General features: G+C 64.4%; 25 protein-coding genes and 1 riboswitch. Of the genes, 10 read left to right on the top strand and 15 right to left on the bottom strand.

What is annotated here, in order from left to right; all coding sequences use genetic code 11:
* Positions 1-10: 10 nt before the first annotated feature.
* The 5 genes from MAB_RS12555 to MAB_RS12535 are packed head-to-tail and all read right to left on the bottom strand — an operon-like array spanning position 11 to position 4,278.
* Positions 11-835: an ABC transporter permease gene (locus MAB_RS12555; protein WP_005093298.1), complete on the bottom strand. Its 825-nt coding sequence runs from the start codon at positions 833-835 to the stop codon at positions 11-13.
* Positions 832-2,001: an ABC transporter substrate-binding protein gene (locus MAB_RS12550; RefSeq protein WP_005093299.1), complete on the bottom strand. Its 1,170-nt coding sequence runs from the start codon at positions 1,999-2,001 to the stop codon at positions 832-834. Before MAB_RS12550 ends, MAB_RS12555 begins: the two co-directional genes overlap by 4 nt.
* Positions 1,998-2,726 (bottom strand): ABC transporter ATP-binding protein, encoded by a 729-nt coding sequence (locus tag MAB_RS12545; RefSeq protein WP_005093300.1) that lies wholly within the window; start codon positions 2,724-2,726, stop codon positions 1,998-2,000. Before MAB_RS12545 ends, MAB_RS12550 begins: the two co-directional genes overlap by 4 nt.
* Positions 2,702-3,751 carry an acyl-CoA dehydrogenase family protein gene (locus MAB_RS12540; protein WP_005093301.1) on the bottom strand — a complete coding sequence of 350 codons (1,050 nt, stop codon included), beginning with the start codon at positions 3,749-3,751 and terminating at the stop codon, positions 2,702-2,704. The genes MAB_RS12545 and MAB_RS12540 overlap by 25 nt, the downstream gene beginning before the upstream one ends.
* A complete protein-coding gene (locus tag MAB_RS12535; RefSeq protein ID WP_005079458.1) occupies positions 3,748-4,278 on the bottom strand; it encodes a DUF4242 domain-containing protein in 531 nt (176 codons plus the stop codon). Before MAB_RS12535 ends, MAB_RS12540 begins: the two co-directional genes overlap by 4 nt.
* A 31-nt stretch (positions 4,279-4,309) precedes the next feature.
* Here MAB_RS12535 and MAB_RS12530 point away from each other — a divergent pair, with 31 nt between their 5' ends.
* Together MAB_RS12530 and MAB_RS12525 are read left to right on the top strand one after the other, a co-directional pair.
* A complete protein-coding gene (locus MAB_RS12530) occupies positions 4,310-4,969 on the top strand; it encodes a TetR/AcrR family transcriptional regulator (protein ID WP_005110993.1) in 660 nt (219 codons plus the stop codon).
* 28 nt (positions 4,970-4,997) lie between these two features.
* Positions 4,998-5,450 carry an SRPBCC family protein gene (locus tag MAB_RS12525; protein ID WP_005079454.1) on the top strand — a complete coding sequence of 151 codons (453 nt, stop codon included), beginning with the start codon at positions 4,998-5,000 and terminating at the stop codon, positions 5,448-5,450.
* A gap of 96 nt (positions 5,451-5,546) precedes the next feature.
* On the opposite strand, the gene MAB_RS12520 is transcribed toward MAB_RS12525, so the two are convergent.
* Entirely contained in the window at positions 5,547-7,046 is a 1,500-nt protein-coding gene (locus MAB_RS12520) for an FAD-binding oxidoreductase (protein WP_005093303.1), read from the bottom strand.
* A gap of 57 nt (positions 7,047-7,103) precedes the next feature.
* Here MAB_RS12520 and MAB_RS12515 point away from each other — a divergent pair, with 57 nt between their 5' ends.
* The 3 genes from MAB_RS12515 to MAB_RS12505 are packed head-to-tail and all read left to right on the top strand — an operon-like array spanning position 7,104 to position 9,273.
* Positions 7,104-7,877: an HAD family hydrolase gene (locus MAB_RS12515; protein ID WP_005110992.1), complete on the top strand. Its 774-nt coding sequence runs from the start codon at positions 7,104-7,106 to the stop codon at positions 7,875-7,877.
* A gap of 9 nt (positions 7,878-7,886) precedes the next feature.
* Positions 7,887-8,666, top strand: a complete 780-nt coding sequence (locus MAB_RS12510; protein ID WP_005093305.1) for an SGNH/GDSL hydrolase family protein — start codon at positions 7,887-7,889, stop codon at positions 8,664-8,666.
* A gap of 43 nt (positions 8,667-8,709) precedes the next feature.
* Positions 8,710-9,273 carry a hypothetical protein gene (locus MAB_RS12505; protein ID WP_005087517.1) on the top strand — a complete coding sequence of 188 codons (564 nt, stop codon included), beginning with the start codon at positions 8,710-8,712 and terminating at the stop codon, positions 9,271-9,273.
* 4 nt (positions 9,274-9,277) lie between these two features.
* On the opposite strand, the gene MAB_RS12500 is transcribed toward MAB_RS12505, so the two are convergent.
* Positions 9,278-9,823, bottom strand: coding sequence for a hypothetical protein (locus MAB_RS12500; protein ID WP_005079442.1), 546 nt, complete (start codon positions 9,821-9,823; stop codon positions 9,278-9,280).
* 39 nt (positions 9,824-9,862) lie between these two features.
* Between MAB_RS12500 and MAB_RS12495 the strand changes: the two genes are divergently transcribed.
* Positions 9,863-11,290 carry an alpha/beta hydrolase gene (locus MAB_RS12495; RefSeq protein WP_005093306.1) on the top strand — a complete coding sequence of 476 codons (1,428 nt, stop codon included), beginning with the start codon at positions 9,863-9,865 and terminating at the stop codon, positions 11,288-11,290.
* Here MAB_RS12495 and MAB_RS12490 read toward each other — a convergent pair.
* The 3 genes from MAB_RS12490 to MAB_RS12480 all read right to left on the bottom strand — a co-directional run bounded on the left by MAB_RS12490 (position 11,180) and on the right by MAB_RS12480 (position 13,693).
* Positions 11,180-12,166 carry an undecaprenyl-diphosphate phosphatase gene (locus MAB_RS12490; RefSeq protein WP_032668088.1) on the bottom strand — a complete coding sequence of 329 codons (987 nt, stop codon included), beginning with the start codon at positions 12,164-12,166 and terminating at the stop codon, positions 11,180-11,182. The genes MAB_RS12495 and MAB_RS12490 overlap by 111 nt on opposite strands.
* A gap of 174 nt (positions 12,167-12,340) precedes the next feature.
* Positions 12,341-13,213 (bottom strand): LLM class flavin-dependent oxidoreductase, encoded by an 873-nt coding sequence (locus MAB_RS12485; protein ID WP_005079434.1) that lies wholly within the window; start codon positions 13,211-13,213, stop codon positions 12,341-12,343.
* Between the two features lie 99 nt (positions 13,214-13,312).
* Positions 13,313-13,693 (bottom strand): DUF4345 domain-containing protein, encoded by a 381-nt coding sequence (locus MAB_RS12480; RefSeq protein ID WP_005079433.1) that lies wholly within the window; start codon positions 13,691-13,693, stop codon positions 13,313-13,315.
* Between the two features lie 108 nt (positions 13,694-13,801).
* Between MAB_RS12480 and MAB_RS12475 the strand changes: the two genes are divergently transcribed.
* Together MAB_RS12475 and MAB_RS12470 are read left to right on the top strand one after the other, a co-directional pair.
* A complete protein-coding gene (locus tag MAB_RS12475; RefSeq protein WP_005090991.1) occupies positions 13,802-14,398 on the top strand; it encodes a TetR/AcrR family transcriptional regulator in 597 nt (198 codons plus the stop codon).
* A 67-nt stretch (positions 14,399-14,465) separates the two neighbouring features.
* Positions 14,466-15,446: a pirin family protein gene (locus tag MAB_RS12470; protein WP_005079430.1), complete on the top strand. Its 981-nt coding sequence runs from the start codon at positions 14,466-14,468 to the stop codon at positions 15,444-15,446.
* 10 nt (positions 15,447-15,456) lie between these two features.
* Here the strand turns inward: MAB_RS12470 and MAB_RS12465 are convergent, their stop codons facing one another.
* Entirely contained in the window at positions 15,457-16,410 is a 954-nt protein-coding gene (locus MAB_RS12465) for a GlxA family transcriptional regulator (protein ID WP_005079429.1), read from the bottom strand.
* A gap of 29 nt (positions 16,411-16,439) precedes the next feature.
* Between MAB_RS12465 and MAB_RS12460 the strand changes: the two genes are divergently transcribed.
* Positions 16,440-17,243: an HD domain-containing protein gene (locus MAB_RS12460; RefSeq protein ID WP_005079427.1), complete on the top strand. Its 804-nt coding sequence runs from the start codon at positions 16,440-16,442 to the stop codon at positions 17,241-17,243.
* 2 nt (positions 17,244-17,245) lie between these two features.
* Here MAB_RS12460 and MAB_RS12455 read toward each other — a convergent pair whose 3' ends face one another.
* Positions 17,246-18,508 (bottom strand): competence/damage-inducible protein A, encoded by a 1,263-nt coding sequence (locus tag MAB_RS12455; RefSeq protein WP_005110991.1) that lies wholly within the window; start codon positions 18,506-18,508, stop codon positions 17,246-17,248.
* 31 nt (positions 18,509-18,539) lie between these two features.
* On the opposite strand from MAB_RS12455, the gene MAB_RS12450 reads away from it, so the two are divergent.
* A complete protein-coding gene (locus MAB_RS12450) occupies positions 18,540-18,956 on the top strand; it encodes a DUF6194 family protein (RefSeq protein WP_005079423.1) in 417 nt (138 codons plus the stop codon).
* 31 nt (positions 18,957-18,987) lie between these two features.
* On the opposite strand, the gene MAB_RS12445 is transcribed toward MAB_RS12450, so the two are convergent.
* From MAB_RS12445 to MAB_RS12435, 3 genes are read right to left on the bottom strand one after another with little or no spacing between them, the layout of a single operon-like run.
* Positions 18,988-19,431 carry a universal stress protein gene (locus MAB_RS12445; protein WP_005079420.1) on the bottom strand — a complete coding sequence of 148 codons (444 nt, stop codon included), beginning with the start codon at positions 19,429-19,431 and terminating at the stop codon, positions 18,988-18,990.
* Positions 19,432-19,441: 10 nt separating this feature from the next.
* Positions 19,442-19,813, bottom strand: coding sequence for a fluoride efflux transporter CrcB (gene crcB, locus MAB_RS12440; RefSeq protein ID WP_005079419.1), 372 nt, complete (start codon positions 19,811-19,813; stop codon positions 19,442-19,444).
* A complete protein-coding gene (locus MAB_RS12435; RefSeq protein ID WP_005110990.1) occupies positions 19,810-20,199 on the bottom strand; it encodes a FluC/FEX family fluoride channel in 390 nt (129 codons plus the stop codon). Before MAB_RS12435 ends, crcB begins: the two co-directional genes overlap by 4 nt.
* Before the next feature lie 94 nt (positions 20,200-20,293).
* A riboswitch (Fluoride riboswitch) is annotated at positions 20,294-20,366 on the bottom strand.
* Positions 20,367-20,372: the final 6 nt, after the last annotated feature.

Below are 20,372 nucleotides of genomic sequence, written 5' to 3'. Positions count from 1 at the left end.
TTGTGTGAGCCTACCCGGCACTCGGTACGCGAAACCTCGACGCCAACAGCCGTTTGGCCGCCATGTCGAGGGCGTATCCGAGTATCCCGATCACCAAGATGACGGCCACGACTTGATCGTAAGCAAGCTGATCTCGGGCATTGAGCACCTGGTAGCCCAAACCTGATCGCACACCGAGCATTTCAGCAGGCACGAGGACAACCCAGGCGACGCCCAGCGCTACCCGTATACCGGTCTGGATGTGACCACGGATTGCCGGCAGTATCACCGCCGTGAGCACCTCGGACCTGGTGGCGTGAAACGACCGCGCCACATGCAGATAGCCGGGCTCGATGCTGTGCACGCCCGCCGTGGTGTTGAGGAGAATGGGCCATACCGCCGCTGTGGCGATCAGAAAAACGACCGGTTGATTACCGATCCCGAAGACCGCTACCGCGATCGGAGTCCAGGAAAGCGGTGAGATCATCCGCAGAAACTGAATCACCGGACGTGCCGCGCGCTCGGCGGTGGTACTGACGCCGAGCAGCAGTCCCGCCGGGACGCCGATCACGGCCGCCAGGCATAGCCCAATCAATAATCGCCACAGACTGATTCCGGCGTCCTGCAGCAATACCCCGCGATTCAACAGATCCATCGCGGCTCGGAATGCCTTGTCCGGAGCGGTCTGCCGCAATAGGGAATACGGCTGGCTGAGCACCGAGCTGGCCAACCACCACACTGCGACGGTCGCCGCGATGGCCAGGGCCGGCGGCCAAATACGGCTCAACAACAAAGCTTTTTGCGCCGCAACCGTACCAACAGGGACAGCCCTGGGTGCACGTTCGATGATGCTCACAAGACCTGCACCTGTTCTATTCGGGCGAATTGCGGCGTAATACCAAAGGCTTCCGGTCCCCCATGCGCGGCAATCGCCCTGCGCACGAAGGTGTCGTCGACGAGATCGTCATGCACGCGTGCCGGATCCAGCCTGTCGAGGAATGCGCGGTCGCCGTCGACGACGGTATCGTGCATCGACTCAACCAATCGCTGGGTGAAGCTCCGGTACGGAAACGGCTGGTACCCCAGTCGTTGCGGATACCAATCCGGATGCTTCAACGGATACGGCGGATTCGGATAGGTCAACGCCGTCTGCACGGCCAGCACGGATTGTGGCAGGTACTTACCGCCGCCGAGTGTTGTGGCCGCCGATTTTCTGTCGGTGTCGACCCGCAGCTGGGCCGCGACCACCGCGTCGGTAACACCCTGCACGGCGTCGGCCCTACGTTCGATCACGTCCTCGCGCGTAACGAGTGCGCAGCACGCATGGTCACGCCATACGTCGCCCAGAAAGGTGTGAATCCGCCCGATCTTCTTGATCTGCGCGATGGCGTTGAAGGGATCGGCCACGACGTACCCGCCGATGGAGCGATTCGCCAGCGCCGGAACCATATCGGACGGACTCATCACCACCAGCTCAACCGTGCGGCGAACGCGGGACGCGGTACCCCGGATCACCGGCCGCAACCCGTGTGCGCGTAAGAGCTCTTGCAGCACGATGTTGTGGATCGACCACCAGAACGGAATGGCCACGGCGGTGCCCGCGAGATCTTCGAGGTGTTCGATGTCCGGTGCCACGGTCAGTGCCGATCCGTTGGTGTGATTCCAGCCGAGTACCCGGACGCCATGACCCAGCACCTGGCGCAGCTGAATGGCCATGGGCATCAGCAGGTGTACGACGTCGATCTGCCGCGCCATGAAGGCCTCTGCCAAAGCCGCCCAACTGCGGAATAGCACCGGTTTGGCGGCGCTGACCGCGCCTGCCGGATAGAGCCCAGCCGAATGCGCATACAGCAGTGGCGCCGCGTCGGTGATCGGCAGATATCCGATCCGCAGTTGACCAGTGGAGTTGGTACCGTCGAACATCGCGGCGCGAACCAGCCCAGTAGCACCGAAGAGACCTGCCGTGGCAGCAATGCCGGCGGCACCGGTCAGCACAGCACGACGCGGGGCACGGCCGTTCACTGCGCTGCGGCCTCAATCGGTTGATACTGGGCAAGGATCTGCCCGCGTATCTGAGCGCGGTCCCCCGCTCCCTCATCTCCGAGCACCCACTCCTGACGGATCCGTCCGTCATCTCCCAGGAGTATCACCCTGTGCGCAAGGTTCAAGGCCTCGTCCACATCGTGGGTCACCAGGACAACTGTCACGGCCAATTCATCGGCCAGATTCTGCAGCCAAGCCTGCAGGTCCGCCCGTGTCACGGGATCCAGCGCGCTGAAGGGCTCATCGAGTAACAACAGACCTGGACGAGTCGCCGCGGCACGCAAGATCGCCACACGCTGGGCCTGTCCACCGGATAATTGGTCCGGGTAGCGCACCGAGAGCTGTTGGAGCCCAAAGTGGCGGACCAGGTTGTCCACATAAGCGTCGTCAAAGCCGCTGCGGTGCGCCCCGAACCGCTTGGCAAACGCGATATTCTCCGCAACGGTCAGCCATGGCATCAGCAGAGCATCCTGGAAAACGACGCCGGTTCGCGGCCGCCCTTCGTCCGATGCCCAGACCACGGCCCCGGCGCTCAGCTCCTCCAATCCCGCCAGCACCCGCAACAAGGTAGATTTTCCGCTTCCGCTGGGACCCAAGATGGCCAGGAACTCACCCGTGGCCACCCGGACGTCAACCTCACGGAATGCCGTCGAGGACCCGAAATGCTTGGTGCCTTTTTCTATTCGTACTGCTTCAGTTCCCACCGCAACTGTCCTTCCGAAGGTGATTGGATGGGGAGAAAGGCGGCCTCCCGGAACCGCCGATTGGCCGGGGTACCCAATGCGTAGCCGGCGCCGCCGGACAGGGTGACCTCAAGCCGTGACGCCGCACCGGCCAGCCCTGCGGCGTCGAGCCGCAATCGCAGCAGATCCGCGATATCCGGAGCCGAAGGCACCGCCGCAAATGTGTAAAGGCGTTCGCGCAACGCGTGACTCCGCCGCGTGATGTCGTCGAGTTCGGTGCTGAATTGTGCGGCGATGATGCCATGCGCGGCGCGCGCGCCCTCCAGAGCAGCCACGCTGACGCCGGAACAAAAGGCGGTCTGGAGCAGAAGAAAGGCCGGGCGGATTCGGCGCACGAACCCCTGCAGATCGGTACTGATCACATGCTCCATGGGCACACGAACGTCGTCCAAGTGCAGCGACGTCGATGCCGTGGCCGTCAGCGCCATCAGGTCAGGGGGCCGCTGGATGCGTACTCCATTCGCACAGACTTCGATGGCCACCACATAGGTGGTGCCATCCGCCCCGCAGGCGGGCACCACCATCAGCGCATCCGGGAACACGTTGGAGGCCCACCGGATCGGGCCGGAGATGGACAGCCCGTCGCCCTGGTTAGTGGCACGCAGCGGGACCTCTCCCAGGCCCGCCGCCTGTTTGAGGCCGGCCGCCATGGCGGTCACACCGGGACGGTGCCCACCGGTCAACTCTGCCAGGTGTTCCGCACGAAAATCTGCCGCGGCAAGGCTCACGTACTCAATGGCCATACGATGTGCCCACGCCGAGAAGCCCACGGCCAGGCTGCCGGTAGCGACGCGTTCGATGGTGCGCACCATTGGCGCGAGGTCCGTTCCGACACCACCGGCATGAAACAGTCCCTGTGCGCCCAGCGCCGCGATGTCCACCCGCACGTCGGTCTGATCGGCGTCGAGAGCGGCTGCGCGGCGGGCCACCTCATCGACGACACGTTCCAACTCGTCGTCGATTTCCCTGGCCATGGCTGCCGTCACAGCGAGATTTCTCCGAGCCCGTGCAGTCTGTCGACGGGAGTGTCGACGGCTTTCCGCGCGCGAAGTACCGCTTCTTCGTCCGGAGCATCGTAAAAGCACAGGCACTTATCCATGTCCTCGCGTACATACGTACGCAGAAAACTCACCTCTGGAACGTCGGCGTACTTGGGAGCCTTGGCCTTCTTACGCGCCAGATAGGTTTCCATATCGAGATCTGCGGGCAGATCCCATTCCACCAAGTACCCTGCCGCCGGGCGGGCAGACTTCAGCTGGTCGAGGTCAGCGCCCACCAGACGCACCGCGTGCGGCCCCGAGACCTGCTCGGCCCCAACCGGATCCGAATCCCACGGCGCTATCTCGCCGTCGAATTCAGCGATGACGAAAATCCGGCGGGCCTCGCTTGTCACCTGCGCTTCGATCAGCTCGCCACCGTCTCGATGAACACGTGCGTCAATTTCCTTCAGGAGCTGGGTGACGTCCGGCGTATCGACAGGGGCAACGGAGATCTCATAGAGGTGCAGTGTCACGTCACTCTTCCTAACTTCGGTGGACGACTTCATGTGCGACAACGTGACAGTTGCATGGACAGACCGGTCTGTCTATCACCGTGCGGTGAGTTACCCTGCTGCCATGAGCTCAGCCACCGTGCCGACGGCCGCAGACTCCGCGCGGACTGCCCGTGTGCTCGGCCCCGCCGATCGGCTTCTACAAACCGCCACAGATCTCTTTGCAACGCAGGGCATTCGGTCAGTGGGGATAGACCAGATACTGCGCGAGGCGGGGGTTGCCAAGGCGAGTCTGTACAGCAGCTTCGGATCCAAGGACGCACTCGTCGTTGCCTATCTCGAGGAATTGGATCAGCGTGATCGCAACCGGTGGAATGCGGCGGTGGCGGCTCAGCGGGACCCCATCGCGAAGGTCCTGACGTTCTTCGACCTCGCCGCCACTGCCGCTGAGTCCCGGAACTTCCGCGGCTGTCTGTATGCCAATGCCGCTACCGAATTCCCGGGACTGCAACTGGAGCCGGTGCGCACCCATCGTGAGTGGTTCCGCGCAACGGTGGCCGCGCTGTTGCGCGAGGCGGGGCTGGCACGCCCGGACAGCATCGCCCGGCAGGTGCAGTTGCTCTACGACGGTGCGCTGACCGGCTCAAAGATCGACAAATCCGTTGTCCCCATCACGCTAGCGCGCAGGCTGACTCGTCAATTGATCGGCTAGGCACGCACACTCTGGTTGGATGGAACCCATGACTGATGACGTTCGAGTGGTCTCGGCCAGCCGCGAGGTGCAGGCATCGGCGGCGGCGATTTTCGAGCTCATAGCCGACCCGGCGCGGCAGCGTGAGTGGGACGGCAACGAGAACCTCGCCGAAGCTGCTGCCGGGCAACGAGCGCACGCGGTGGGAGATGTGTTCGTGATGACCCTGACCACCGGCGCCGATCGCGAAAACCACATCGTCGAATTCGAGGAGGCACGCCGGATCGCATGGTTGCCGTCCGAAGTGGGTAAGCGACCACCCGGCCATCTCTGGCGGTGGGAGCTGCGGCCGCTTGACGACGACCGTACCCAGGTGACACACACCTACGACTGGACGAATCTCACCGATGAGAAGAGGCTGGTCCGGGCGCGCAACACCACATCGGAGCGGCTGCAAGCGTCGGTCGACAGACTCGCCGCGCTGGCAGAGTCGGGCGCATAGTCGGCCTGTCAAGGCCCTTGAGCACGAGGTAGGACGGTAGTTGTTCGAGAACCCGACTCCCCGGCGCCGGACTTTGACCGCTGCGATCGGACGCAGTTACGGCCGAACCGCCTGCGCAAACCGGAAAATCCCTTTCGGATCGTAGGCAGCAGCGATTCCCCGTAAACGCGGCAGATTGTCTCCGTAGTACGCGGTCGCCCAATCAGGCATACCGGGGTCGATGTAGTTCACATACGCAGCAGGACCACAAATGTCCCCGAGCCCGTCCCGTGCCTGGCTTACGCGCTCGTGTGCCACCGCGGGGTCCGCACCGACGCCGTGGTATATCTGAATACAGGCGGCGGCCTGTCGATGAGGAAAAGCTGTGGCATCCGGGGAAATTCGGCGCACCGCCCCGCCCAGGCTGTCGAAAATAAACGTGAGCCCGGGCTTGCCCGCCAGGAGCGTCTCGATGCGGGCGGTATCGACATCGGGATGCGGAACCATCCTCGAGGACGCCACGAAGGCCTCACGCTTGAGCTGCCCCGATCCCGGGCCGGTCCATGATGGGTGACACTGGGCCACGGTCAGCGTGGTACATCCGCCCATGAATTTCATCGCGTCGAGGAAGGTCATCTCGGCAATGAAAGAGTCGGCGGCGCGTACGCCGATCCCGCCGCGCAGGCTCTCGATCACGTCCTGCGAATTGACGCCCTGTGCAACACATCCCACGATCCGGCATTGTGGGATGGCGCCACCGATCGCATGCAAAGTTGTCCACAGTTCGTCCGGCGCCCCGGCCATGAAGGTGAGCCATCGATGCACGATGGGGGCCATCTCCCCCGCCGCGTAGTCGAGGGTGAACACCGTCAGGTCGGTGGATGCGGCCGTTTCGAACGCCAGCTCCGTTGCGATACAAAAGTTTCCGCCGCCTACCCCGCGTATCGCCCAGAACAGGTCGGACTCGGTGTCCGCGGATACCACCCGGATCTTGCCGTCGGCGGTTACCACCCGGGCCGAGATCAGCTGGTCACAGGTAAGGCCGAACCTGCGGGTGAGAACCCCCACCCCGCCACCCAGGGTCAGTCCGGCGATACCGACGGTCGGGCAGGAACCGCCGGCCAGCATGCGGCCCGCCCCTGCAATACCCGCATAGACATCGATAAGCCGGGCTCCCGCTCCGACCACCGCCCGCGTTCCGGTAACCGACACCGCCGCCATGCGCGCGAGATCGACCACCAGCCCATCGTTAGGAATGCAGTACGCGGCGTAGCTGTGCCCACCACCACGCGCCGCTATCGGAAGACGGGCGCTCGTTGCGAACTCCACACACCGTGCCACATCCTGATCGGACGCGCAGAAGGCCACCGCACCGGGATGATTCACATCGAAGAGAGGATTGAAGGCCCGGCCGGACTCGTCCATGGCGGCGTCACCACGCACCACCAAGGCTCCGGATAGGCTGCGGCGCAGGTCTTCCCACCGGACACCAGCCGGTATTTCGTTGGGAAGAACCGGCGAGCATCCGATGAGCGAAGTCGAGCCGAGTGCCAACATCGCTCCGGCGGACAGCACCGTGCGCCTGGTCATCAACGCGGGACGCGATTGCGGGTCCATGGCCTCATCTTGTCGCCTGCAGCCGGTGAGTGTGCCGTGCAACGGTAGATTGACGGAATGACGGCCAACTCGACGCCTCATCCGGTGGCCGACATAGCACTGAGCCCCGTGGGATCAGAGGTTGGAGCGTTCTTCGACCTGGACGGCACGCTCGTGGCCGGCTTCACACCCACGGCACATGCTCGTGACCGGATGCGCCGGCGCCAGGCCAGCGTAGGCGAGGTACTCGGCGTACTGGAGGCCACTTTCCGGTACAAGCTGGGCCGCATGGAGTTCGAGCGTTTGGTGGTGCGGGCCGCCGGATACCTGCGCGGCGACTCGCTGGCGGAACTCGAAGCGGTGGGTGAACGAATCTTCCACCAGCACAACGCCGCAATGATCTATCCGCAGATGCGCGAGCGGGTCAGCGCACATCAGAATCAGGGCCACACCGTGGTATTGAGCTCCTCGGCGCTGACCATCCACGCAGAGCCGGTGGCACGTCACCTCGGGATAACCCATGTGCTGTGCAACCACTTCGATGTCGACAATCGCGGACTGCTCACCGGCGACATCCGCAAGCCCATCGTGTGGGGACGCAACAAGGCCTCTGTGGTACGAAGTTTTTGTGAAACCAACGGCGTTGACCTGCAGCGCAGTTATTTCTACGCCGATGGCGAGGAGGACATAGACCTGATGGCCCTTGTCGGCGAACCTCGCCCCGTCAATCCGCGCGGCAGGCTGGCGGTGATGGCTGCCGAGCAGGGTTGGCCCGTCTTACGGCTGGAGGATCCGCGCCCACGGGGAATGAGGCCATCGCTGCGCCGGCTTGCCGGGCTGGCTCGACCATAAGGTTGGCATATGGCGGGACGCTATGTGGCATTGGGAAGTTCGATGGCGGCGGGGCCAGGGATCATGCCCCGCGCGCAGGGATCACCACGCCTGGCAGGGCGGTCGGCGCGCAATTACCCGCATCAGATCGCCGAGCGTCAGGGCTACCAGCTCGTCGACGTCACCTATTCCGGGGCGACCACGGCACATATCCTGACCGACTCGCACAACAACGACCCCCCTCAGATCGACGCGCTCGATGGCACCGAGGAGCTGGTCACGGTGACCGTCGGCGGCAACGACGTCGGGTACGTACCGTTTCTGGTTGCCGCCTCGCTACCGCGCATCCTGCACGCCCTGCCCGTCGTCGGTCGTGCGCTGGACGCGCTGCTGGACCCGAACAAGCGCAAGGAAGCGTGCGCCGTCATCGGGAAGTCACTGCGCGCGGTGGGTGAGCAGGTGCGGGACCGGTCCCCGCGGGCCCGGGTGATCTTCGTCGACTACCTCTCGTTGTTGCCACCCGAGGGCCAGCCCGCCCCTCCGTACACCCTGCAGCAGAGCACCACGGGGCATCGCATCGCCGCGGCACTGGCGGCGGCCACCGCGGAGGCCGCGCAGGCCGCTGGCTGCGAAATCGTTCACGCGTCCACGGCCAGCGCGGATCATCACGCGTGGTCGGCGCGGCCCTGGACGACGCGGCCCGCCATCCCCTGGCCCTGGCGTCCGGCGCCGCTGCACCCCAACGAGGACGGTATGACCGCCGTCGCCGATCTCGTTGTGGCCCTATTGAACGCCGCGTCTAATGACTGAGGTTGCGCCCTGAGCCGGCGACCACATTGCGATACTTGATGCCGTGCGCACAACTTCCCTGCTGATGGCTCCCGTCTTCGCGACCGCGATGGGGGTTGGCTTCGCCGGACCGGCGGCTGCGGTGGCACCCCCGGCCGATGGCACGTATCGGATGATCGAGGACGGGGCCGGCGAGGTCACCTGGACGATATCGGCGGTATGCGTGCAGGCCTCCGGTACCCGTGTCCAATCGGACTACACCGACCCCACCATCCAGGCCGACGGCTGCACCCTCACCGTCACCAGCGCGACACCGGACATCGTCAAGCACAGCGACAGGCTTCAGAACTTCTCCACTCCGGCCAGGCTGGTTGATGACCAGTGGACGTTTTTGCATGCCCGCCCCCAGGGAATGACCTGCCCGGACGGTAGCTATGCCCCCACCCAGGAGAAGTACGTCTTCAACGACGAAACCCTCGCGGGCACGCACACCACGATCCACAGCGCGGTGTGCGGGGGTCAGCCCGGGATGACGAAGAAGCCCTTCAGCCTGCAATTCGTGAAGCCGCTCGATGTACCCGTCGAACGTTTCCCGCAGTACTGCGACGGATTTGCGCACTGCTGGTAGACCATCACGGCAGCAGCGGTACCCGCCAGAGCCGCATACCAGGATCGATCACCAGAAGACGCGTCATCGTCAAACGTGTGATCAGCAAAGCGCCCCGAATCATCACCACCGCGACCGGAAGCTCTGCCGCAACTGCCGTCAGGATCGCCCATCGCACTTCCGCCGGGCCGGCGGTCATCACGTCGAACCAGGCGTCGCAGATCAGCAGCACTCCGGTGGTGAACGCGGTCAACACGAGCAGTTGACGCCTCAGTAGAGCCAGCGCCGCGGTGGCGATCATGAAGGTCACCACCAGCATGTCGAAGCCCACCCATGTCGCCGTCCAGCGCTGTGCCACATAGTTTTCGGGCAGCGTGAACGCAAGATAGGTGATCCACGGGATCAGCGCGATCGAGCCGCCGATCATCAACCCCAGCCGTAGGGCGCGAAACCTGGCCAGATAGGGCGGCGCCACCTCGCTGAGCGGGCGCTCCAGCCGCTGGATCAAGTCTCGGCGCGCGTCGGCGGACATCGTCGCGATCGTCTCATCCGACAGATAACTCTGGGTCATGTCCAGCTTCCTCCCAGGAAACGTCAGCACAATGTCAGCGTGCCACCGACTACGCCGACGCCTCCTCCGGCGCCGACTCCTATCCCACAACTGCCCGCCAACGACTTCCACCAGTACAGCCACGGGGTTTCAGCCCTCGGCGGCTGGTTTCCGATTGCCGTTCAGGTGCTGGCGGTGGTGGTCTTGCTGGTGGTCATCGGGTGGCGCAGCCGCCGGTGGCGGCTGCTCTGGGTGCCCGTGAGCGTAGCCTTCGGTGCCCTGGGCGCCCTAGCGGCGTGGATGTACATGAACTCCGAGGGGTTGGCCTCGGATCCGGCACCCTTCCGGCTGTGGTTGTGGATCGGTGTCTTCGCCACATCGGTGGCGGTCGCCGCCGTCGGCTTCCGGAGTGCGCGGTGGTGGCGCCGAGGCGTATCACTGCTGGCCATTCCGCTGACATTGCTCGCAGCACTGGTCGCCCTCAACACCTGGGTGGGCTACTACCCCACCGTGCAAGCGGCCTGGGGCGCGATCTCAGCGGGGCCACTGCCCAACGAGGTAGATATGAGCGACCTTGCGGGCCTGCGTAATTCGACTCCGGCAACCGGCAAGCTGGTCCCGGTGGACATCCCCGCCGATGCCAGCGGGTTCAAACACCGCGGCGAATACGTCTACCTGCCGCCTGCCTGGTTTGCCGGCGAAACCCCGCCCCGGCTGCCGGTGGTGATGATGATCGCCGGGGAATTCAATACTCCGGCCGACTGGGTACGTACCGGCAATGCCACGAAGATGATCGACGACTACGCCGCATCGCATGCCGGGCAGGCACCGATATTCGTCTTCGTGGACGTCGCGGGCAGCTTCAACAACGACACCGAATGCGTCAACGGCCCACGCGGAAACGCCGCCAGTCACCTCACCGAAGATGTGCGGCCCTACGTGGTCTCGGAGTTCGACAGTTCACCTGACCCGGCCAACTGGGCCGTCGTGGGCTGGTCGATGGGTGGCACCTGCGCTGTGGATCTGACGGTTATGCATCCTGACCTGTTCTCCACCTTCGTCGATATCGCGGGCGACCACGGCCCCACCGCTGGAACCAAACAGCAGACCATTGATCGTCTCTATGGCGGCGACGCCGCGCAATGGGACGCGTTTGATCCGCGCACGGTCATGGCCAAGCACGGGCCGTATACCGGTGTCACCGGATGGTTCGAAGACGCGATACCGCCTGCCGACGCCAAGAAGCCCAGCGGGCCCAAGCGGCCCACCGCCGATACCCCGACCGGGATAGGCGGGCATGACGATGTGACCGATGATGATCGGGAGGGCGCAGCCCAGGACCTCTGTGCCGCCGCACAGCGGGTACAGATCTCCTGCTCAATTCACCAGATGATCAGCGGCCACACCTGGCAATTCGCCAGCCGAACCTTCTCGGACGCGTTGCCCTGGCTGGCCGCGCAGATCCGCACCCCGGGTGCCACCGGCTAGAGAAAATGCACCGTCGACACCCCGCCGGCCACCAAGCAGTACACCGCGAACGGGAACGAGCGTTCTGGTGTGAAAGTACTTGGTAAGGAAGCGCACTGCCAGATAAGCTGCCATGGCCGCCACCAACGAACCCACCAGGACCTGACCGAGAATGCCCTCGCCCTGTGGGCCGGCCAGCGTCGGTAGCTTCAGCACTCCCGCGGCCAGGATCACCGGGGTAGCCAGCAAGAATGCGAACTTCGCGGAATCCTCGTGGTCCAGGCCACGAAGCAATCCACCGACCATCGCCACGCCCGAGCGGCTGATGCCGGCGAGCAGCGCCAGACTCTGCGCCAGGCCGATGGTGCCCGCGTCCGGGTAGCCCAAGTCGGTGATCTGCTTGGCGCCTTCGGCGCCAAGCCCGTTGCCGGCCCGAACTACCTGCTGCCTGCGTAAAACCTCGGCTCCTGCCAACAGGAGACCGTTGAGAAAGAGGAACACGGCAGCCGCGCCGGGTTTCGCGAACAAGGTGCGCAGTGAGTGCTCAAGTAGCAGCCCGAGCAATCCCACCGGGATCGTCGCGACCACGATCAGCCAGCCGAGCCGCTGCGTGGAGGTCTCGACCTTTCGGATACGTACCGAAGTGATCAGTCCCCCGATGATGCCCACCCAGTCGCGCCAGTAGAAGACCAGCAGCGCTAGCGCGGTGGCCACGTGCAACCCGACGACGAAGGCAAGATACGGAGTGCCGGAATCCGAATCGCCCTGCGTCACGAGCTGCTGCCACGAACCACCGATCCAAGCCGGTACGAGTACCGAATGGCCGAGGCTGGACACGGGAAACAGCTCGGTGACACCCTGCAGGGCACCGATGACGATGGCCTGGGTGTAGGTCAACGCGGGCAATGGTTTCCTCCCGGGTGGGCTGGGCGGGTGTTATCCCGGGTGGGCCGGGCGGGTGTTATCCCGGGGGCTGGGCAGCAATGCGGCCCACACCCTGCCACAGAAACCTGGAGATGACCGGAGCGGGTAGGCCCTGCCACTCGCGAGTAGATGTAAAGAGGAGAAGGGTCAGGGATTCACCTTGGAAATGACGTGTTCGGCGAAGCTCTCCAGGTTGCGGATCTTGGTGTCCAGCGGCTCGGTATCCGGTCCGACGATGTAGGGAATGCGGAAGCCGACGATGACATCGGTGACACCCTTATCTTCGAGGCGCTTTACGCCGTCCACCGTGAACCCGTCGACGGAGATGACGTGCACCTCGAACGGCTTCTCGACCGTCCCTTCCTCTTCGCGGAACTTGTTCAACGTGGCCAACAGCTCGTCCAGGTCCTCGGTGCCGCCGCCGTGCATCCAACCGTCGCACCGGGCCGCGCGCCGCAGCGCCGCATCGGCATGGCCACCGACGAGGATCGGGATGGGTGCTGTGGGCGCGGGGCACATCTTGGTCTTGGGAATGTCGTAGAACTCGCCGTGGAACTCGAAGTAGTCGCCGGTGGTAAGTCCCTGGATGATCTCGATGCACTCGTCCATGCGCTTGCCGCGCTTGGCGAATGGCACATTCATCAGCTCATAGTCCTCGGGCCAGGGGCTGGTGCCCACGCCCAGGCCAAGGCGGTTGCCCGTCAACGCCGCGATGGAAGAGGCCTGCTTGGCCACCAGCGCAGGAGGGCGGATCGGTAGCTTGAGAACGAAGATGTTGAACCGCAGTGTCGAGGTCACGGCACCAAGGGCCGCGGTAAGGGTCAGCGCTTCGATAAACGGTTTGCCCTCGAGGAATTCACGGTTCCCGTCGGGCGTATACGGATATTTCGCGTCCGACTCATAGGGATACGCCAGGCTGTCGGCGATGGTCATGCCGTCATATCCAGCGGCCTCGGCAGCCTGGGCCAACGGGATGTAGTACGAGGGGTCGGTCATCGCCTCGGCGAAGGTGAACCGCATAGATTCCTCCTAGAGTGCCCTATCGGGGAGCACCGATGCTGCCCGTACTACGCACTCTAGCGGTTGCGAAATCTGAACTCGCATATTGTTTTTGCGGTGTCAACGCGCCTTCGCACCAGCGCCCGCGATGGCGAAAAACAGTGCCGGAATGACGATTTCGACCACCAGCATGGCAATCCAGAACGGATGCGGCTGGCCCTTGTCGATCAGCGAGACGCCTCGTCCGAGCCCGCCGGCGAAAAGCCCCGCCGCCAGCAGTCGGATCGCGATACCGGGGATCGGAACCAGACGCGCCACCCAAATCCACGCAGCTCCGTAGACGGCGAAGAGGCCAGCGAAGAACCGCTCCTGGCTGTCGGTGCTCGCGTTGACCTCGCCCCCGCCGAAGACCGTCTGAGGACCCCCGACGACGTGGTACAGCCCGATGGCCAGACACGTCACGCCGGTCAGAATGGCCAGATACTTGAGTACTTTGTCCATCTCTACGCCCTTCCCGATGCCTGACGGAATTGATAGAACGTTCTAGAGAGACCGTACAATGCGTGGTAGGCGGATACAAGACTGTTCAAACATCCGGAGGGACATGCGATGCCGGCAAACACTCGCGACCGAATAGTCGCCGCCACCTGCGAGCTCTTCCGCAGGCAGGGCATGACCGGCACCGGGCTCAAGCAGATCGCGCAGAGCGCGGGGGCGCCCTTCGGGTCGATCTATCACTTCTTTCCCGGGGGTAAGGCACAGCTGGCTGACGAGGCAATCCGTGCCGCCGGCGCGATGTATCGGGACCTGGTGCTGGCGGTCTTCGATCAGAATGGCCCCGACCTGGCCGCGACCATTCGCACCGCATTCGCCGCGGCCGCCGATAATCTCATCGCCACGGACTACACCGACGCCTGCCCGATTGCGACGATCGCACTGGAAGTCGCAAGCACCGACGAAGATTTACGGCATGCCACCGCCGAGGTCTTCACAGACTGGATCGAGCAGGGCACCGAGCGAATCGCCGACACCGGACTACCGCCCGGTACCCGCCGCCGGCTCATACTGGGATTCATCACCGGCCTGGAGGGCGCATTCGTGCTGAGCCGTGCGTTGCGCGATCCCGAACCGCTGTTCGCCGCGGGCGAGACGGTCGCTGCCGCGGCCACCTCGGCGCTGGCGGCGCTAGCGACCCACGCGGAATGAAGCGGAATAAAGCGGACTGCGGTCCGGTTAATGCAGGCATAGAACCACAGCCCTCAAGGAGGTTTGCATGCCAGCTATCACTGTGTCGGCGATGGAGGCCCTGACCCTGCCGCGCATCCCAGTCCCCGAACCCGCCGACACCGAACGTCCGGTACGGTCCATCACCACGGGACCCCGCGGATACGAAGGGGAAGGCTTCCCCGTCGTCCGCGCCTTCGCCGGCGTGCCGTCCTCCGAGTTGGACCCGTTCATCCACATGGATCAGATGGGTGAGGTCGAATACGAACCCGGCGAACCGCGCGGGACGAGTTGGCACCCCCATCGCGGCTTCGAAACCGTCACCTACATGATCGACGGAAGGTTCGCCCATCAGGACTCACACGGCGGCGGCGGGCTCATCCATGACGGCGCCACCCAATGGATGACGGCCGGGTCCGGGATCCTTCATATCGAGACTCCCCCAGCCGAATTGGTGGAAAGTGGGGGAACCTTCCACGGCATCCAGCTGTGGGTCAACCTTCCGGCCCGCGATAAGTTCCTGACACCGGCATACCAGGCGATCGAGGGAGCACAGACCACTCTGGTCAGCTCGCCCGATGGCGGAGCACTGGTGCGGATCATCGCCGGAGATATCGGCCCACATCATGGCCCGGGTAGCACGCACACTCCAATTACCCTGGCGCATGCGACGATTCAGCCGGGAGCGCAATTGAATGTGCCGTGGAATCGGGAGTTCAACGCACTCGTCTACGTGCTCTCCGGACGTGGCACCGTCGGCGCGCTGGGGCATCCCATCGAGCAGGGCCAACTCGCGGTGCTGGGCCCCGGTGACCGAATCACGGTGCAGGCCGACGAGGACCAGGATGGAAATCGCCCCGCCATGGAGGTGCTACTGCTCGGCGGACAGCCGATCCGCGAGCGAGTGGTGGCCTACGGCCCGTTCGTGATGAACACCAAGGCCGAGCTGATCCAGGCGGTCGAGGACTACCAGGCCGGCCGGTTCGGCGCCATTCCGCCCAACGCCTTGATGCCGCACGTCGCGCGCTGATCGCGAGCGCCTACCGCCGAAACGCCCGGCGGTAGGCGCTCGGTGTGGTCGCCGTGACCCGGCGCAGATGCGTCCTCATGGCGGCGACACTGCCAAATCCACATTGCGCGGCAATGGATTCCACGGTCATATCGGTATTCTCAAGCAGTTCACGAGCTCGCGTCGCCCGCTGCACGTCGAGCCACCGCTTGGGCGTGGTGCCCACTTCTTCCGCGAATCGGCGGTTGAAGGTGCGAAGACTCAGATGCGCATGCCTCGCCAGTGCCGACACATCATCGATCTCGGCGAGACGCTCGGCCGCCCAGCTCAATGTCGGCCCCAGACCGCCGGCACCGAGGGCGGTCCTGACGGGCGGGATGAACTGAGCCTGGCCGCCATCGCGATGTGGCGCCATGACGTTCCAGCGAGCCAAATCGGATGCCGCCGCCGCACCGAGTTCACGCCGCACCACATGCAGGCACAGGTCCATACCCGCCGACAATCCCGCCGAGGTCAGGATGTCGCCGTCATCGACGTACAACGCGTCGGGCCGCAGCTCGACCCGCGGATACAACCTGCGCATATCGTCGCAGTACTCCCAATGCGTCGTGGCGGGACGTCCGTCCAACAGGCCTGCGGCAGCCAGGACAAACGCACCCAGACAGATGCTGAGCACCACGGCTCCACGCTGATGCGCGCCCCGCAACGCGTTCAACACGTCATCCGGAGGCGGGTGGTCATGTGGGGCACGTGCGGGCACGACGACGATATCCGCAGCCTCGAGCGTGTCGACGCCATGTTCCACATCGAGATGGAAACCATCTGGCGTCCAGACACTTCCAGGCCGATGGCCACAAGTCACCAGATCGAAACCGTCGGGCTGGCCGGTACGTCCCGGCCCCCTGCGGAACATCTGCACGGCGCACGCCAAGTCGTAGGTGATCACGCCGTCGAGCGCCAGCGCTGCCACCGTCTTGGTGCCCATACCTCACTATGGCATGAATCGGAGTATCTATGGCATTCACGCCACTGGTCGGATTCGAAGCGCCCATCTTCACTGAAGTCATGGCAACCGTCGAATTGGATTGGCATTGGGCGACCCGCACCGGCGGGGCGGTCTCGACCGCTCAGCGGCGGGCGCTGTTGGGGCGCCTGATCCGCGCGCTACCGGGGATGGTCAGTGACGCCGTCAAGACCCGGGTCGGGCGGCGGGGGCTGGGCCGAGTGGAGTTCGGATCGATCGTGGTACCCGATTCCACACTCGCGCGCGCGGCCGAGCAGGAAGCCCGCGACTGTGTCACCCCACACGTGCTCGAGCACTCGTATCGCACCTATTTCTTCGGCAAAGCACTGGCCGAGCTGGATGACATACAGGTCGACGACGAACTCGTGTACGTCGCAAGCCTGCTGCACGATCTGCAGCTGGAACATCCGACACCTGGACGATGTTTCGCCGTGGTCGGTGGCGAACGCGCCGCCCGGTTCGTCATGACTCAGGGGGCGCCCGCGGACCGTGCCGAGGCGGTAGGCGCGGCGATCGCCGCGCATATAACCCTGGGCGCCAGCGACAACCTCGCAGATCCGGGTGGATTCGTCTCAGCGGGGGCAGGAACTGACGTATTCGGCCTGCGGCTGTCGGACCTGGATGCCGAGTGGGTGCAGGAGCTACTGCACCGACATCCGCGGCTGGATTTCAAACGGCACATGCGCAGGGCGTGGGCTGCCGAGAGCGCCGCAGTGCCGAACGGGCGCGCCGCGTGGCTCACCCGATACGCGGCCTTCCCCATGCTCGTCAAGGCCGCCCCCTTTGGGGAATAGTGCTACGACAGCAGCCTGCGCAGCAGGTGCAGGGCGACAGTAGTGGCGCGCTCGCGAATTTGGTTGCGGTTTCCCGGGATAACCACCCGTAGTTCCGCCTTCTCGCCCGCCGCGGTCTTGGCGCAGAAACACACGGTGCCCACCGGTTTATCCGGCGACCCGCCTCCTGGACCGGCTACGCCAGTGGTCGACACCGCGATATCGGCACCCAATGCCTTCAGTGCCCCGTCGGCCATGGCCTCCGCGACCTCCGGTGATACCGCACCATGGCTGGCGAGCAGATCCGGGTCCACACACAGCTGACCGACCTTGACATCATTGGCATAGCTGATGACACCGCCGAGGAAGTACGCCGAAGAGCCCGGCACATCCGCTATCCGCGCCCCCAAAAGCCCTGCGGTGCATGACTCCGCCACAGCAAGCCGCCGTCCGTGCAGCAGCGCGGCCACCACCTCATCGACGGTCGAACCATCGGAGGAGAACAGCGCCACGCCGTGCCTGGCGCGAATGAACTCGTAGAGGCCCTGCCAGACAGACCGCGCGGACGAGTCGAACCGGGTGACCACCTCGACCTCACTACGCCGCAGACACGTGGTGATTTCCAGCGCGGCAAGGCCTCCCAGTGCATTCTCGGCGAGGCGCAGTGTCTCGGCGATATCCGGCTCGGTGATTCCGTACAACCGCAGCACCGTCTCTTCGATGGCCGCGGCATCGTCGCCCACAAGTGCGCGGAACGGCGCGGCGTTGACCGCCGTTTGCCACATCCGTTGCAGTTCGTGTGGTGGTCCGGGTAGCACCACGATAAGCACGTCTCCCGCGCTCATGATCGCACCCGGAGCAGTGCCCACCGGGTCCAATATCTGTCCGCGGGCCGGCACCAGCGCCTGTTTGGCAATGCCGACTCGCAGCGCCTCCCAATCGACATTCTCCCAGCGATTGGCCATCGGCCGGAGCCGGTCCATGATGGCCGTCTCCAGCACATCATCGAAAATAAGTGTGGTTCCGGCAAATTCAGCAACAGTCGGCAGCGTCATATCGTCAGCGGTGGGTCCCAAGCCGCCTGATGTGACGATCAAATCGACACCTTGATCGGTGAGAAACTTCAGCTGCGCCAGCAGATCTTCTCTGCGGTCCCCACACACGCAGAGGTGCGCGACATCGACCCCCACCTTTCGCAGGTGCTCGGCAAGCCATGGTCCGTTCGCGTCCGCAACCCGCCCGGTGAGGACCTCGGTACCCGTGACGACGATTCCCGCACGCAACATGTCAGCAGCCTAGGCCGGTAGGTTCGGTGTCATGATCGTGGGCATCGACGAGGGCGCTGTCATCGAATACATCGTCACCACCTTCCCCGACCTTCAGTACGAGGTGGTGCAGGGCAATTGGTTCTTCTTCCGGGGCGCCGACCGTAAGATACCGGCGATCACGCTGATGTCCAACGATGTCTTCGATACCTACTCTGATTTGGGACGTCCGTCGGTATACCGCCTCAATATCGGCGTCAGCAGTGACACTTTCGATCGGCTGGTACCCGGCAACGCCCGTACGAGCGCCGTCGACTACACCGAGTCCGACCGGATCTTGCCGCATCCCGAATACGGCGGCGCCAAATGGGTGTGCGTGGTCAACCCGAGCGAGGACACTTTCGCCGAGGTGGTGCGACCGCTGCTCGCAGAGGCCCATTCCCGCGGCGAACCGCCGCTGACCACGTGAGGGTACGCCCAGAGCAGGTCCGGGCGCGTGGTCAGAGCGCCGGCACCAGCACCAGCGGCACTCGTCGGGCGCCGATGAGGCGATGGGACACCGATTGCCCGAGAAGCGTGTCGAGTGCTGACGCAGGACCACCCCGAGGGCTCCCCAGGACGATCATCAACGCATCGCACTGTTGCGCCACCCCGAGCAGCTGAACGGCAGCGGGCCCGTGCGCGCGGTGGTACTCCCACGAGACATCTCCGGTGGAGAACTCATCACGCGCCGAGGTTTCGGCGGCGGCAATGGCTGTGCGTGACTGAGATTCCCAGCTATCACAGTCGGGGTCCAACGGTTCATCGTCCATATCCTGAATGTGCACAACGTGTACGTGCGCATTCAGCCGGCGGGCCATATCTATTGCGAAATGCAACGCGGCAGTACTTGGCGAGTAGTGGTCCCATCCGACCACCAAATGCACAGTGGGCGAATCACTCATGGTGCCATCCTCATGCCAGCACCCACCCGAGCGCCAGACCCGCCGCGCACGCCCCGACCGTGCCCAGCAGCGTGCCGAACGTGTTGTAGAAGGCGGGCGTCCATCGCCGTCGTTCGATGAGTCGTACCGTTTCGACGCTGGCGGTGCTGAATGTGGTGTAGCCACCACAAAATCCGGTGCCCAGCACGGTCAGCAGATCGGGCGCCGCATGGTGGAAGATCACCAGACCGGCCAACAGACCGATGAGCGCCGATCCGGTGAGATTGATGAGTAGCGTTGTCCATGGGAAGCGATGGGTCCGCCGATATTTGATGGCCGAGTCCACCACAAACCGCAATACCGCGCCCAGCGCACCGGCCAGGATCACGATCATGATCGTCACCCAGAACCCCCGGCGTAACGCGCCAAAGCCCTGGCTGCGGCGGCAATGCCGCCCAGCGCGGCCACCAGCCCGGCGGCCACGCTCACCAACGCGTAGAGCACACCGATGGCCACGAACCCGTTGCGGGTGAGGGTGTCGATCTCCAGCGCGAGGGCGCTGTAGGTGGTGAAGGCACCGCAGAAACCCGTTCCCAGAAACAACCGCGCGTGCCAGCGCCAGCCGCCGTCCGGCCCCAGCAGCGTCAGAGTCTCCAGGGTGGCGCCGAGAACGAACGCCCCCGACACATTGGCCGCGAAGGTCCCCCACGGCCATGACGTACCAGAGGCCGGCCACGTCTGCTCGAACCCGTAGCGCAGCGCCGTCCCACACGCACCGCCGAGGAACACCCACAACAGTGCGGAAGGACGTAAATATGGCCGAGGGCGCGGAGGTTCTTGGCGGTATCCAGCTGTCACATTCGGTCCCATCGTGTCACGACACATCAACACAGGAACTATCAGCCGTCAGTGGCGGTTCGGGACAAGCCCTGGCGAGATCCATCGCGCCTGACGAATATAGC

The organism is Mycobacteroides abscessus ATCC 19977 (genome assembly GCF_000069185.1).
GTDB lineage: Bacteria > Actinomycetota > Actinomycetes > Mycobacteriales > Mycobacteriaceae > Mycobacterium > Mycobacterium abscessus.
The sequence above is the reverse complement of the archived record's forward strand: the minus strand, read 5'-3'. Positions and strand labels throughout refer to the sequence as shown.